The organism is Herpetosiphon giganteus (assembly GCF_016907925.1).
Classification (GTDB): Bacteria; Chloroflexota; Chloroflexia; order Chloroflexales; family Herpetosiphonaceae; genus Herpetosiphon; species Herpetosiphon giganteus.
Map to the genome: position 1 here is coordinate 229310 of NZ_JAFBCZ010000001.1, position 15290 is coordinate 244599.

Here is a 15290-nt window from a genome sequence, read left to right on the forward strand (position 1 = left end):
TTGCCCTCTCACGAAGAAAAATAGCTTGATGCGCTAGTGTACCATATTTAGTTAGATACATTTAACAGTATCTGTTTGTTGGGCAGCGCTTTTTAATAATTAGCCAATGGTTGACAGCTTGACTGCTTTTGAGTATACTCACAGAGCTTGATGAGCGGGAATGGCGCAATTGGCAGCGCATCTGTTTCCCAAACAGAAGGTTGCGGGTTCGAACCCCGTTTCCCGCTCCATCCACAAACATCCCATGCCAATGGGGTGTTTTTTTTTGTTTAGAGCAAAGAGCATAGAACATCGAGCATAGAGCAAGTCAGAAATCAAAAGTCAAAAAAGTAGCAATATTTTAAGGCAGAGGCACAGAGGAAAAATAAAGGATGAATGATGAGGGATGAAAATAAGAACATAGAACATAGAACATAGAGCATAGGAGTTGGGGTGAGGGTTCAGGGGCTAGGTGTCAGAGATTAGGCTGTTTAATCTAAGCTATAGGCTAGCGGAAGATTGTTCGTGGAATTCGTGCAATTCGTGGCGAAAAAAAAATCCCCAATAGCCAATAGCCTTCAGCCTATATGTACTGGTTCATTAGGTTGGCAACCAGGTGCATGCCCTCACCCCCAACCCCTCTCCCACTGAACGCGGGCGAGGGGAGCCCTGATTCAGCGGTTCCCCCTCGCCTGTTCGACGGGAGAGGGGGAATCGTCGCTAACGCAATGAACCAGTACACCTATAGCCTATAGCCCTTACTGCAATCTGTGGCTAAAAATCGTACTTCGTGTCCTTCGCGCTCTTCGCGGTTTCACTCCTTCGGATGCTTTGTGGATGGCAAACACTTTGCAAAATAGCAATATGCAGTATAATGCCCCAAGCGTGGCATATGGCCAGGCATTGGATAAGGAGCAATCACAGCTACTCAATTTAAGCGCAACGGTCTGAATCAACGTACGCTGCGATTCAGAAAACGAGGTAGAGGTTCCTCGCCGCAGGGCGAGTGCTAACCTAGCAACTCCAAGTTGGTGCGTGAGGCTGGCGGCTCGAATAGCCTTCCCGCTGCTGCCCACGGAAACAGGCTTGGCTCGGTTGCTGGGGAAAAGCGAATAATCAGCGGATGCCTCTTGGGTACACCACAGCCCAAAAGGGTGTTGCAAAACTTGCTGGCAACAGCAAGCACAATCAGCACCTTGTGGCCAGTTACATAGCAGCATGCCCCACCCCCGTTCATTGACGACACGGGTTGGTGCGGTGTGGTGCTATGTTGTGTTTTAGCTTACTTTTAATTGTTGGAGTATAGATTTTATGTGTGGTATTGTTGGATACGTTGGCCCACGCGAAGCAACCGATGTAATTGTGCGGGGCTTGGAGTTATTGGAATATCGCGGCTACGATTCGGCTGGCATCGCCATTTTAGAGGATGCTGAGTTTCAAATGCGCCGCTCGGTTGGCAAGCTGGTCAATTTGCGCCGCCGTTTAAATACAGAACCAACCGCTGGTCATCAGGGCATTGGCCACACCCGCTGGGCAACTCACGGCGCTGTCACCGAAGCCAATGCCCACCCGCACCGCGATAATAGTGGCCGCGTGGTGGTGATTCAAAATGGGATTGTTGAGAATTATCTCGAACTCAAAAACCGTTTGATTGCGCAGGGCATTCGCTTTCATTCGCAAACCGATACCGAAGTTATTGCCCAAATGCTGGGCTTGTATACTGCCGAATATGGCGATTTTCAACGTGCCTTTGGCCAAGTGATGAGTGAATTACGCGGTGGTAACGCTGTGGTGGCAATGGATCAACAGCAACCTGATTTGATTTTGGCAGCACGGATTGGCAATGCTGGCGCAGTGGTCATTGGCCATGGCGATGATGAAAATTTCGTTGCCTCGGATTTGCCAGCGATTGTCGATTACACCCAACAAATGATTTTCTTGGAAGATGGCGAGATGGCATTGGTGCGCTCGACTGGCGTGGAATACATCAAACTTGATGGCACGCCGATCAGCAAAACCACCACCACCGTTGCTTGGGACCCAGTTTCAGCAGCCAAAGGTGGCTACAAGCACTTTATGCACAAGGAGATTTTCGAGCAACCACGCACGACCGCTGATACTCTGCGCGGTCGCGTTGACATTGATACTGGGCGGATTGATTTGGACGGCTTGACCTTGAGCGATGCAGAAATGCAAAAGCTTGATTGCATCTATGCAGTTGCCTGTGGTACTGCCTGGCATGCCTGTTTGATCAACAAATATTTTATCGAAACCTTGGCTCGGGTGCGGGTGGAAGTCGATTATGGCTCAGAATTTCGCTATCGTAACCCAGTAATGAACGAGCGCACCTTATTATTGGCCTTAACCCAATCGGGCGAGACCGTTGATACCTTGGCGGCAATGGCCGAAGCGCTCGAACAAGGCGTAAAAAGTGTAGCCATTTTGAACGCCATTGGCTCGCAGGCTGGGCGCTTAGCCGATGGTGGCGCAATCTACATTCACTCAGGGCCGGAAATTTCGGTGGCCTCGACCAAAGTCTTTACCGGAATGTTGATGGCCGGCTATCTCTTTGCCTTACGTTTGGCCCAAGCCCGTGGCACGCTCACCAGCGCCGAAATTCGCGAGCATATCCAAGCGCTGATCGAAATTCCAGCCAAGATCGATACCATGCTCAAAGATACAACCCAGTATGATCAACTGGCCGATTTGTATCATCACTCAACCGATATGCTCTACCTTGGGCGTTGGGTCAATGCTCCGATTGCGCTCGAAGGTGCGCTGAAGATGAAGGAAATTAGCTATATTCATGCTGAAGGCTACCCAGCTGGCGAGATGAAGCATGGCCCAATTGCCTTGATCGACGAGCGTATGCCAGTAATTTGTATTGCAACCAAAGATCATGTCTACGAAAAGATGCTCTCGAATGTTGAGCAAGTACTGGCCCGTGGAGGCAAAGTGATTGCCTTGGTCAATCCAAACGATGAACTGGTGCGCTCAAAAGCCCATCATGTGATCGAAGTACCCGAAACCACACCCTTGCTGGCCGCAGTCTTAAACGTGATTCCAATGCAACTCTTCTCGTATGCCATGGCCGTCCGCCGTGGCGCAGACGTTGACCAACCACGCAACCTCGCCAAATCGGTAACGGTTGAGTAGGAAGTAAGCTCTAGCACCAAATTTACTGTGGAATGGGAATAAAGTTGGAAACTCGAAAATAAAGTTGGATACTACGAAAATAAAGTTGGAAACTCGAAAATAAAGTTGGAAACTAGTATACCTCATTGATCCAAATATTTCAGGGTTCCAACCACAAACATCCTGACCATGAGCAGTCATGGTCAGGATGTTTTTATGAGCAAGGATTGAACTTTTATCTGGCCTTTGTTGGATGTCTATAAAGATGGTGTTCTGAAGTCATGTTCTTTCATCTGTATTTAAAATAGTGATACAACACTTCGCATCTATCAGCTTATGCTTTCATTCAGAGATGCCAGTTGCTTAAGAACTCGTCATTGGTACTATCCCATCCACGTAGAGAATACATTCTACAAGATCTCCAGAGTGGATAAATACTCTATGGACGCGTCGAGCTTCACACTGAGGAAATATAGATAATACCGAAATCTCTAACAGCTTACATAATAGCTCTAGTTCGACGACGGATAACTTGCTCTTTCCTGCCTCGATCTCCACATATCGGCGACGCGTAGTCCTCAGTAAAGCCGCACATTTCGATACCGATATGCGACGCTCAACACGAGCTGCATTCAAGAGCTTACCGATTTCTTTACTCCGTTCATCTTGATCATATTTCATAGGCAAATGCTCCATATAGGGCTTAATTATATATGGAATAACAAAGGCGGCAAGATTGGATTTATACCGGTAATAATCCGATATGTGTCTATATATTTAATATTCTTAGTCAGGAATCTTGTCAACTATTATATATTACCAAATATTGAAATATTTTCGCTTAAATACACAAAAACATTCAATTATTGACTCATATTGGATCATGATGTATTTTTTAGGCGCAATAATTTACATTTATTAAAAAAAATGAAAGGAAATCTATGGCCAAAAGGCGAAGAGCCACAACACCTGAATCCATCCAGAAGTTCATTGCAGCAGGCCGTGGGCAAAACGAAGGACGGAAATATAAGCCGTGGTTGACTATTCAGGATGTACCGTCTACTGGTCTAGTCCATCGAATCAAAGGAAGTAAACATGGACGTGTGCATCATTTAATGAGCAATTTGGAGCGTGACTACTTTTACTTACTTGATTGGGCTGACGATGTCATTGATATTCGCGAACAGTATCCCCTTCTGCCTATCGAGGAAACACAGAATATTGCAAAAACGTGCAGGATAAAGCATCCACGCGATCCTGCAACGAAACATGACATTGTGATGACTTCCGACTTTGTTATCACCATGGAGAGAGATGGAAAACGCTGGATTCAAGTCCGAACCGTAAAACCATCAGAGAAGCTACGTTCCCAGCGAGTTCTCGAGAAGTTTGAGATCGAACGGAAATATTGGGAAACACGAGGAATTAACTGGGGAATTGTCACCGAGTTGGATATTCCATCCGTCGCAGTTCGCAATATCGATGTGTTGCGACTTTATCGGACGATAACTGATCGTGGTCTTTCAGGCACGGAAATTCAGTCTATTGCCGATTACTTACGACGCAACTTGCGGAATGCATTGTTTACATTGGCACAAATTACTACTGAATGTGATGCGGCGATGAGAGTTCGCACAGGGAGCAGCCTCGTCGTTGCTTATCATTTGATTGCAACGCGTCAATGGATAATTGATCTCCACCGTCCGTTTAATCCCACAGAACTTTTTGTACTCCAAGAACGAAAGGACTCCCATGGATCTCTGCCTAAATAGTCTACTTTCTTGGCATGACGAAGATAAAAAACCAAGAATTGAACGGGTTCTCTATATTAACCCTGTCCATGATCTTATCTATACAATCGATATACATAGTCATGAGGCGCTCCCGATAGCCTATCGCTATGCTGATATTAAAGCAACCCTTCAACGTCATGATATTACAACAATTCAAGAAGAAGCCAACCACCATTCCCTTCTACCAGATCCTCCTACCTCTGATCAAAGCATTAGAGATTACCAAATATGGGAATTACGCACTAAAAAAGTGCTAGCTCGAAGAGATCAACGTTGGAATCTTATTGAGCCGCTTGTTCAATCCCTCGATATATATGATTATACAAAACGAGGAGAACTCATCCGAAAACGCGCAGAAGAAACCAAAACGACCAAAAAAACAATTTATCTCTACTTACGACGGTATTGGCAGGGTGGAATGGTTAAGAATTCCCTGCTTCCCTCTTATGCGAATAGCGGAGGGAAAGGTAAACAGCGTGAACCTGGTTCGGCAAAACGTGGAAGACCAAATAGCCTTACTGCGACCACTGGTATATCCTTGGGTGTTAATATCGATACGCAAACTGGAATTCTTTTCTTTAAAGGTATTCAGAAATATTACAATATACCCGAGAAACCTTCACTCAAACAGGCTTTCGCAAAAATAACAAGCGAGTATTTTAGTAAAGCCACAGGCAGTGGCGAATTCGGTAAAGTCGAACTTCTTGACCCTGCAAAGCGCCCCACCTTTGACCAATTTCGTTATTGGTACAACAAGTATGGTGATCCCCTTAAGGCATGGTCGAGGAGGGTTCGTCCTTCACGGTATGAGCGTATGCTCCACCCCGCGATCCATGATGTGACCGCAGTAGCATTTGGACCTGGCTCATGTTTTGAGGTTGATGCGACAATTGCCGATGTTTATCTTGTCAGTTCGCTTAACCCTCGGCGGATTGTGGGTCGACCCGTCATTTATATTGTCAAAGATGTATTCAGTCGAATGGTTGTGGGATTCTCAATCCTACTTGAAGGGCCGAGCTGGTTAGGCGCTATGTTTGCTCTCGAGAATGCAACCGCAAACAAAGTGGACTTCTGCAAAGAATATGCCATAGAAATCAAGGAAGAAGATTGGCCTTGTCAGCACTTGTGCGATAAGTTACGTGCTGATCGGGGAGAATTCGAAGGCTATAATGCTGATAACCTCACCGAAGGACTGAAGATTGAGGTAGAAAATACCGCTCCCTATCGTGCTGATTGGAAAGCAATTATCGAACGCGATTTTGGACTGTGTAATGAGCGGTTTATCCACTTTCTTCCAGGTGCAGTACGCGTGCGTGAACGTGGCGAGAAAGACTACCGACTTGATGCTCGCCTGACCCTCCGTGACATGCGGCAACTGATGATTTTTCGAATCTTAGAATACAACCATACACATCGCCTAACGAACTATGAGTTTGATGAGGCCATGATGCATGCTCAAGTTGAGCCATATCCAATAGATTTATGGTATTGGGGCATTCAAAATCGGGTAGGGGCGTTGCGAGTTCTTCCACAGAACACTATCAGGCAAAATCTTCTCTACCGAACGGAAGGGTCGATTACCAGCAAAGGTATTCGATTTCAAGGGTTGCGATATACATGTTCGACCGCCCACAAAGAGTTTTGGTTTGCGACTGCAAATCGAAAGGGGAGTTGGAAAACAACGATCTTTTTTGACCCACGATGTTTAGATACGATCTTTATCCGACATTCAAATGGTGAGATGGAGCCATGTATCTTACTTGAACGCAAAAAGGCGTTCAAACGACGAGACTTGTATGAAATTTTGGATTTTTCCATTAGCCGGCAGCAGTCTCAATATAAACGACGTGGGAGGGATGAACAGACAAGGGCTGATTTTGATCAGGAAATTGAGCGCATCAAATCAAGGGCGCAAAAACGACAAGAAGCGATAGCGAAGAACCGAGATAATGAAAGTGATCGACGACGGATAAAAGGCATACGTACCGACCGGCAAGCCGAACGAGAATTGGATCGACAAAATAATTTATGGACTTTTTCCGATCAATCTCCCGCCGAAATTACTGAGGCGATTCCATCATCCGATGCGCCGTTGACTGTTACCCCCATCCAAAAACCTCCACGAACAAGGTTCACAGAGTCCAGTACCGATTATGCATTTCTCCGCTCAGTCAGGGAAGATGTACGCGAGGCAAACAATGAATAAGATCTATCATAATCCTTTTGGATGGAGTGGAGATGAAGAAGATGCTATTTATCATGAACAAATCCTGCCGATGTATCAGGATAATCCCTTGATCGAAGCCTTACCACCAATCCGGCCTTCAGTTGAAGTATTCCGTAATCTTACCAAATTTCCACCAATGAAGTCAGAATATCGGTTGTTGCCAGCGGAAGAACGTTTGCACTTGATCAGATGCATCGATCAGTTTTTTCAGCCATTGCCACGACATGGACGCTTATTTAGCGATATATGTGGAATGATTTATAAAGGGTATATTGCTAGAAACCCTCTTTCAAAAGGATTTTGGAAAACACTAGATGGTAATGTTGATAAGCTCGTTGTCAACTTACGACAGAAAAATCATATCGCATATAGAAAAAGTGCGACAACGATGAGCCTCATTGGAATCAGTGGTATTGGTAAATCTCGTAGTCTAGAAGAAGTCCTTAGCTTGTTCCCTCAAATAATTAATCACCATACCTATCGCGGAGTTCCATTTCCTTGGAAACAGCTTGTGTGGTTAAAGTTGGAATGCCCCCATAATGGTTCAACTCGTTCCCTCGGACTAGCTTTTTTTGAACAAATAGACTGGATTCTTGGAACAAACTATATGCATGGTTATGCACGTAATGGCCGAGCTACAGAGATGGAGTTGTTGAAGAATATGGCCAGAGTTGGGGCGATTCATTCATTAGGTGTATTAGTGATTGATGAAATCCAAGCCCTTAGTCAAGCCAAAAGTGGTGGAGCTGAGGAGATGCTTAATTTTTTTGTAGAGTTAGTTAATACTCTCGGCCTGCCAATTATCTTAATAGGCACATATAAGGCACAAAAACTATTCAGTCAAGCCTTCCGCCAAGCTCGACGAGCCAATTCCTATGGTGGGGATTCGTGGGATCGCATGAAAGTTGATGAAGATTGGAAACTATTTTTAGAAACCATTTGGCAATTTCAATATACAAAACACCCAGTTAAGCTCACGGATCGGCTTGCCGAGACCTTGTACGATCTATCCCAAGGTATCACTGATATTGCAATCAAAGTATTCATTCTTGGGCAAACACTAGCCATTAGAACTGGTGAAGAAAGGCTGTCACCAGAATTGCTTATCACAGCATCAGAAAGAGCGCTATCGATGGTACAACCATTCCTAACAGCTCTGAGAACAAATAATATGGATCAATTTATGCTGATGGAAGATATTCAACCAATTAATCTAGAAATAGCACTCAATGACCTCAATTCAATTTATACCAATCAACAATCCTTGGAGCCTCATCTTGATAGTAATGAATCCCTATCTAAGAGGGCATTAGGAATCGATTTAGCAATTGATAGCTCGTCAGTTGATGCCTATGATCAACTCAAGCAACAAAATCTTATTAGTGATATAGCCAGCGATCTTAGCTTTCTCTCTAGAAATGGGATGGAGGAATCAAATGAGGCATCAACTGAAAAAGAGGAGTCAGAAAAATGATGCTTACTCAATTTCCTATACCCTATCCGGATGAACTACTCTATAGTATTTGCGCGAGGTATACCGCACATATGCGCTTCGCCTCGGCTAACATTGCTGTTGAAGAACTTTTTGGCACACGAAATATTGTAGCTGTTGTTGATCTTCCTAGTCGGCTAGATACTTTAGCCAATAGGCTACCCAAGTCATTAGGTCTTAATTCGGAACTACTTATCAGCAACCACACGTCATTGCCTTTGTTTGCACCTTTTTTACCTGGTGATGCTCTCCACAGAGTCCGAGGTTCAATGTTCGGCAATAAGGGGGGAACAGTCCATTCTCGCATTGGTATTATGGCTAGCGGGGTTAAGAGCCTCAGAAAGCTGCGTTTTTGTCCAATGTGTGTCAATGAAGATCGTTCAAAATATGGGGAATGTTATTGGCATCGGGTTCATAATATCGCAGGAATCAATGTTTGTGCCCATCACGGATGCATTTTACAAGATAGCATTCTTTCATTTCAACGACAGAGCACCTATTACGCCTACAACGCAGCAGAAGATTACATACCTGAGATAGAGTTTGCAGATCCGACTCCAGCAAATCTGCATCTCTATGCTCTTGCCAAGCAAGCCTATTGGCTCTTAAACAATACATCTAATGCTGATCTGAATGATATGTACACTGTCTATCGAAGATGCCTTGATTTAAGAGGGTTTACGACGGCATCCAATAGCATTCGTCAGCAGCAACTTCAATCCACATTCATAGATTTCTACACGCCTGAATTGCTTGATACTATATCTTGCTCTTTGGAAGATGTTCATCAAACATGGTTATCCCGTCTAGTTGGCGGAGATTACGTAGCACATCATCCTCTTCGTCATCTTCTGGTACTTCATTTCTTTGGCCACACGCCGGAGAGCGCATTGAAGAGTCTTGATGAACCTACGCCCGATCCATTCGGTCACGGCCCTTGGCCATGTCTTAATCGAGTTTGTCCACATTCACACAAAGATGTTATTGAAACATGTAATGTAAGGCGTAGTCGGTATACCCGTGATCGGCCAATTGGGACATTTGCTTGTCCATTTTGTGGATTCAGCTATATACGGACAGGGCCGGATCAATCTCAGAACTCGCGATATCATATTAGTAAAATCCAGGCATTTGGCTTCATATGGGAAAAGAGACTAGTTGAACTTTTCGCTCAACAAATCCTGAGCCTACGTGCTATAAGTAAGATCTTGGGTGTTGATCCGAAGACCGTCAAACGTCATGCACAACGACTTATCTATACTGGTAATAAAACCTTAAATAAAGACCTATCGAACACTAATGCTAGCCGAGATGCGACTGATCTTCTAATATCACATCGACACACATGGCTTAAAGCGATTAAAGTTTTCCCTCAATTCGGCGTATCCCAGTTGAGAAAACGCTTTAGCGCGTCCTATGCTTGGCTTTACCGAAATGACAAAGCTTGGCTTGTTCTCCATACCCCAGCCAGATCTAGTCGAATTATCCGTACCAATCGAGTATCATGGCCAGCCCGAGACAAATTGCTAGCACAAGCAGTTCAAGAGGCAGCAACCAGAATTTTAAGCCAGGAACAATGGCCCAATCAAATGACCTTAGGTGCTATTGGAAGAGAGGCAGCCTGTCTCCCGATCCTACAGCAACATTTGGATAAGCTACCGCAAACGGCAGATCGTCTGAAAAGTTTGGTGGAAACGAGAGAGGAGTGGGCTGTAAGGCGGCTCCAATGGACTATTAACCAAGCACAAAATCAAGGACTCATTCTCAAGGGCTGGGAAATTGTTCAACGCTCAGGCTTAGGTCGTTTCCCCAAGAAATGGTTTGAACATCACGGTATCCCGTTTTAAATCTTCAAACTGCTAGACGGCATGTTCAGGTAATCTTATTGGCAATGTCTATGTTCATCTGCTAGTAAGATTACCTGAACACATTAGTTCACCATCACGATGCATTATGGATATAAGATTGAGGAATGAGAGAATGCAAGAACACACCGAGCTAATACAACTGTGTCTCATGCTATACCATATCAACCCAATAATAAATGAGCCATTTTATTCAATTAAATTGGTTGTGGAATACTGCTTCCATGAGGTTCCTGAGTTGTAGTTAAGGTTTGCAAATCTTTTGATTGCGAGATCATCCAATCTTTCTGGGCCTCGGGAGAAATATAAACGGTTCGCAGGGTTACTGCACAACCGTGAGCATCAACCGCAGTAAATACACCAGGATACTCGTTGGGCAGTTGCGTTGGTGAAATAGCACTATTGTTGAATATAGTGCGTATAGGCATTCGCTTACCATTCTGCTGAAAAATGGGATCTTTTTCCATCGGGCCGAGGAGTCGATCTGAGAAAAAATGATTGTAACAGGGCGCAAGATCTGACATATTGCGACTTTCAATGATAATCCGAAACCCTAATACAGGGCCATACATCATCAGTAGCATAAGGGCCTTATCAACAAGTTTCTTACCAATCGCGCTACTTATGGCAGCAGGGTCGGCAATATAGACAACGATCAAAGGTAAATCGTCACCGTTATAGGCATTCCATGTGAGAACATGATGCGCTGCCAGTACCTCAGCCCGACGTTTTGCTTCAGCATGTAATTGTTTGATAGAGTCCAGTATTCCCTCAATACTCTGGGCGAACAAAAATGTATAGGCAGAGTTTTTCATTAAGGTAATATCCGCATCCTTAGTATTAAAAATGGCAAATTGAAGTTCACGAGGTGTTCGTTGGAGCGTCAGTGCTATCATTCCTGCCCACATCCATGCTGTTTTACCATAGCCTTCTGGACTAATAATAGCTACGTTATAGGTATCGGCACCAAGATCAGCATATGCCGCATCTGGTATCTGCTCTTGGGTAGACGGAATATACCATCCATAGGGGAAGAGATAACGTGCTTGTGGATCAATCGCTTGAAGATAGTCAATAGTCTCGATCAGTGTGGGTGGATTTAATAAGGCCATTCCCGTTTCGGGAATAGTTTTTAAATGCGTAAATGTTGGTTTGATAAGGCATGCTTGTGTTGGTTGAGAATGAATGCTGGAATTATTTTCTTGAGGATTGTGAGTCTGAGGAGGCGTTTTCCATACTGTTTCGATTTGAGGTGGTATGGTTCGAAGGAATTGGTATACGCGCAACACTTGTGGCCAGTGCCGATGCACGAGCATACACCCAATCATGCTCCAGAGAAAGAGAAGCGGCGCAATATTATCCCAAATAAATCCAAGCACGAGGCCTCCTACACCGTGTTTGAACCTCATCGATTCTAGCATTATCATAGCATAATTAATCCATTTTGGATTAAGAATATGGGCTGCATATGATAGCTTTATGTCAGTCCTCAAACTCGACTATCAAGATGCCTATCAACTCCTCGCTCGTCGGCTCAAAGAGGCGCGTGAATTAGCTGGTTTAACCCAAATCCAAGTGGCAGCCATTATGCACAAGTCACAATCCTATGTAACCAAGTGCGAAACTGGTGAAAAGCGGGTTGATGTGATTGAGCTACTCATTTTCTCAAAGATCTATCATCGTGACCCCAGCTTTTTTATTGATGATATTCTTCCCCTCGTACAGCCTTTTTAGATAACAATCACCACCATATACATTCAAGAATCCGCTATCCCAAGCCGAGAAGAATGGGGAAAGCACAAGTTAACTAGGGGCATTCAGGAACTCAGGAGCTAGAGTATACGGCTTACTTAGATGATAAATCGCACGATTTAACGGCCTTAATTTGCCAAGAAGCGTTTAACATAGAATGATCTTTCAGTTCAGGAGTACACATTATGGGGCACTACTTCCCATCTCTTTATCCTGGTGAAATATTCTATAGTGTCTGCGCAAGATACTTAAGCCATCTGAGATATACCGATAAGAAATTTGCAAAATTAGAATTACTCCAACCATATACTATTTCTATCTATTTTCCAAGGAATATTACAGCTTTATGTAATAAATATCAGATCGAGACACCATCGATAGAAGAAATAATCAATAAACATACTATATTTCCACTATTAAGAATTTTCCTCAGTAAGGAACACGCCTATCTTAATGATTATAAAGATCCAAGTAAAATCTGGTCTATTCCGGCTTTAAAAAGGTATATCGATACCCATAAAAATGATCGATTAAGGTTTTGCAAAGATTGTGTTATAGATGACAGGAAGACTTATGGAGAAGGATACTGGCATATTTTACATCAGGTACCTTGGATAAATATATGTTATAAACATTCCATCTTTTTACATACCCCTATATATCCTCGGAAAAACCTCATCAATAATTTTATTTCACTAGAAGATACTCTATCTAAATACAAAATAAAATATCTGTATAAAGTAAGGTCTATTCTCTATATGCTTTCAGATACTTTATTTATTTTCAATGAGCAACCAACTATAAGCTTTGATAAAATCTCAAATTCGATAAGAAGTATTATCTTAGATAGAGGGTATACTCGAACAGGTATAAGTATCAGTCATAAAGCTTTATACAATAAAATTATAGATTCTTATCCAAAACAAACGATAGATTTTTTATATTCTTCAAAAACCATATCCAAGAAAAATTTTTCTATCATGATTATCCAAGATAATATCACCAGATCGCGTGTTGTTGCTTACCTCGTACTGTCCCACCTCCTTGGTTGTACACTACAGGATATCATCAAAAATTGTATGAATACATAACTAACCTTATTAATGCTTAAGCTATCCTGTCATTTTTGTCGACTGCTTGCGAAATGAATCATAAAATCAAAGATAGTAGAACATTTTACATCAAATAATTCTTTATCATAGCTCTGGGAAAGAAGACCTATCTAGTACAACATACACCACTGATCATAGGCTCTGTCTGATAGTTCAGGATATCGGTGTGGATGATGCAAGGATACGAACCAATCGTTGAATCATGGCCAGATGGACGAATCCGAGATAGTTCAGCGCCAGTTTCTCAAACCTCGTGGCCACCGAACGGCATCCTTGAGCCACCCAATGGTGCGTTCGATGCCATTGCAGGCACAATACGCCTGTGCGTCATAGCTAATCGGACAACCGTCTTGCGCACCCCACGGCGGTGGCGTGGCGGAATCACTGACCGAGTCCCATGCTGCTGAAACCACTGACGGATACGGCGGGCATCGGAGCCGCAATCATCGGCCAGTTGGCGTGGTCGGCTGCGCGGTAATCCGCGCCGCTGGGGCACGATGACCTGCCGAATCAGGGTTTCGAACGCAGTGCTTTCATGGGTCTGCCCATGTGTGAGGCAGGCGACCAAATAGGTGGTCACAACCATCAATGAACTCATGATAAGGGTTTATCCATTAAATCGTGACAGTATCCATACTGGTAGAGTTATTTCACCTCCTAGTCATAGCAATGACTAAAGGGTTATAGGATTTATAGAGCTACATGTTATACTGGATACCATGAAGAGTATTGACAGCCACGCATCTTATTGCACTTATATTGCTTACAGCAGTTTATAGCCATCAAGCTTTCTAGAGTGCGATAATGCTATTTCTCCCTTTTGATTCTTTTATATGATCGATAATAGGTCAATCTATCCTTATAAACGCCGATGGTTCCTTTCTATACAATGAGAATACCAGATGCGATTAGCCTCACTATACTATCAAGATAATCGACACTGGCATCCACTTCCAGGATGGGGACAATTTTTTCTTCGTCTTGGCCAAGCTCTCGGTGCTAAGAAGTCCAACCATACTCGTACCGTAGTCGGACTTGTGCTTCCAACCCGTGCATATGCAGCTCCTTTGATTGCAAGCGGCATTGTTTTCGGTAAAATAAACACGCTTTTGCCTACAAAAAATAGCCACCAGCACTTCACAATGCTCTGTCAACTGCCCTTTGGAACAAGTGTTATTTATCGAAACAACAACAATAGATTAAAAGGATTTATTGAGGATGTTTCTGAGATAGATGGCGAAATACGTATCAAAATTCGCGTGGGATCTCAAAAAAGTGGGAGTTTATCTCACTGGCTAAACCAAGAGCTTGCACAATCAGTTGATGTTAGTACCCGTGAGTTTGAACGGTTGCCGAACTCCCCGATGGGAAAGAAATTACCTACAGAATCGCGTTTTCTTGAGACATTTCTAGAACTCCAAAATACTCGCCAATTTTTTCATTACTCTCAAATGAATTGCACTATTATTGGCTCATTAAAAGATTTAGAAAATGAGCTTACCACAAACCAGTTTGGTGTTAAAACTCCAGCAGGAGATATTATTGAAGGGAATCTTCAGCATATTATCCGTGTACGACGTTGGTTGACTAATGGAGAAGCTTATAGAAGTGAAATTTATCCAACGAGTCATCCTGTTGAATCATTAACAGATAATCCCGATACCGTTATATTCGATACCGCCAATAGTTTTCTTCGTTGGCGTAATCACTTCCGATCTTCTAATCAGGTTGTGATACTTGATAAGACTGACCTTTATGTTGAGGATGCTATAAATGTATTTAATCAAGGTTATATTGATCATCGAACAATGATTGGTGGACTTGGACATTTTCCACCTTTACCAAAAGGTTGTGAATATGTTATCTATCAGGAAAAACCTCTATGATATCTAGGTCATTTGCTTCGATCAAACAACTATATTCCATAAATGCAAA

Annotated in this window: 9 protein-coding genes and 1 tRNA gene; 9 read left to right on the top strand and 1 reads right to left on the bottom strand. The window is 43.3% G+C overall.

Translation table 11 applies throughout. From position 1 onward, the window contains the following. Positions 1 to 154 precede the first annotated feature (154 nt). From JOD20_RS01045 to JOD20_RS01070, 6 genes are all read left to right on the top strand, one after another. Positions 155 to 230, top strand: a tRNA-Gly gene (locus tag JOD20_RS01045). A 1060-nt stretch (positions 231 to 1290) separates the two neighbouring features. After that, positions 1291 to 3135: a glutamine--fructose-6-phosphate transaminase (isomerizing) gene (gene glmS / locus JOD20_RS01050; RefSeq protein WP_204753500.1), complete on the top strand. Its 1845-nt coding sequence runs from the start codon at positions 1291 to 1293 to the stop codon at positions 3133 to 3135. Positions 3136 to 4055: 920 nt separating this feature from the next. Beyond that, positions 4056 to 4886 (top strand): TnsA endonuclease N-terminal domain-containing protein, encoded by an 831-nt coding sequence (locus tag JOD20_RS01055; protein ID WP_204753501.1) that lies wholly within the window; start codon positions 4056 to 4058, stop codon positions 4884 to 4886. Beyond that, complete coding sequence (locus JOD20_RS01060) at positions 4867 to 7113, top strand: Mu transposase C-terminal domain-containing protein (protein ID WP_204753502.1); 2247 nt, start codon at positions 4867 to 4869, stop codon at positions 7111 to 7113. The genes JOD20_RS01055 and JOD20_RS01060 overlap by 20 nt, the downstream gene beginning before the upstream one ends. Next, positions 7106 to 8608, top strand: coding sequence for an ATP-binding protein (locus JOD20_RS01065; RefSeq protein WP_204753503.1), 1503 nt, complete (start codon positions 7106 to 7108; stop codon positions 8606 to 8608). Before JOD20_RS01060 ends, JOD20_RS01065 begins: the two co-directional genes overlap by 8 nt. Then, positions 8605 to 10473 carry a TnsD family Tn7-like transposition protein gene (locus tag JOD20_RS01070; RefSeq protein WP_204753504.1) on the top strand — a complete coding sequence of 623 codons (1869 nt, stop codon included), beginning with the start codon at positions 8605 to 8607 and terminating at the stop codon, positions 10471 to 10473. The genes JOD20_RS01065 and JOD20_RS01070 overlap by 4 nt, the downstream gene beginning before the upstream one ends. Positions 10474 to 10688: 215 nt before the next feature. Here JOD20_RS01070 and JOD20_RS01075 read toward each other — a convergent pair whose 3' ends face one another. Then, on the bottom strand, positions 10689 to 11870 hold the full coding sequence (locus tag JOD20_RS01075; protein ID WP_204753505.1) for a hypothetical protein: 1182 nt from the start codon (positions 11868 to 11870) through the stop codon (positions 10689 to 10691). Between the two features lie 100 nt (positions 11871 to 11970). Here JOD20_RS01075 and JOD20_RS01080 point away from each other — a divergent pair, with 100 nt between their 5' ends. The 3 genes from JOD20_RS01080 (at position 11971) to JOD20_RS01095 (ending at position 15241) form a co-directional block, all read left to right on the top strand. After that, entirely contained in the window at positions 11971 to 12225 is a 255-nt protein-coding gene (locus JOD20_RS01080) for a helix-turn-helix domain-containing protein (RefSeq protein WP_204753506.1), read from the top strand. Between the two features lie 203 nt (positions 12226 to 12428). Further along, on the top strand, positions 12429 to 13334 hold the full coding sequence (locus tag JOD20_RS26945; protein WP_204753507.1) for a TniQ family protein: 906 nt from the start codon (positions 12429 to 12431) through the stop codon (positions 13332 to 13334). A gap of 923 nt (positions 13335 to 14257) precedes the next feature. Further along, positions 14258 to 15241 (top strand): hypothetical protein, encoded by a 984-nt coding sequence (locus JOD20_RS01095; protein WP_204753509.1) that lies wholly within the window; start codon positions 14258 to 14260, stop codon positions 15239 to 15241. The last annotated feature ends 49 nt before the right edge of the window (positions 15242 to 15290 follow it).

What these genes read in the sequence shown, in the direction of transcription:
- JOD20_RS01080 (WP_204753506.1), top strand. Translation starts at nt 11,971, where the DNA reads ATGTCAGTCCTCAAACTCGACTATCAAGATGCCTATCAACTCCTCGCT.
- JOD20_RS01065 (WP_204753503.1), top strand. Translation starts at nt 7,106, where the DNA reads ATGAATAAGATCTATCATAATCCTTTTGGATGGAGTGGAGATGAAGAA.
- JOD20_RS01060 (WP_204753502.1), top strand. Translation starts at nt 4,867, where the DNA reads ATGGATCTCTGCCTAAATAGTCTACTTTCTTGGCATGACGAAGATAAA.
- JOD20_RS01070 (WP_204753504.1), top strand. Translation starts at nt 8,605, where the DNA reads ATGATGCTTACTCAATTTCCTATACCCTATCCGGATGAACTACTCTAT.
- glmS (WP_204753500.1), top strand. Translation starts at nt 1,291, where the DNA reads ATGTGTGGTATTGTTGGATACGTTGGCCCACGCGAAGCAACCGATGTA.
- JOD20_RS01095 (WP_204753509.1), top strand. Translation starts at nt 14,258, where the DNA reads ATGCGATTAGCCTCACTATACTATCAAGATAATCGACACTGGCATCCA.
- JOD20_RS26945 (WP_204753507.1), top strand. Translation starts at nt 12,429, where the DNA reads ATGGGGCACTACTTCCCATCTCTTTATCCTGGTGAAATATTCTATAGT.
- JOD20_RS01055 (WP_204753501.1), top strand. Translation starts at nt 4,056, where the DNA reads ATGGCCAAAAGGCGAAGAGCCACAACACCTGAATCCATCCAGAAGTTC.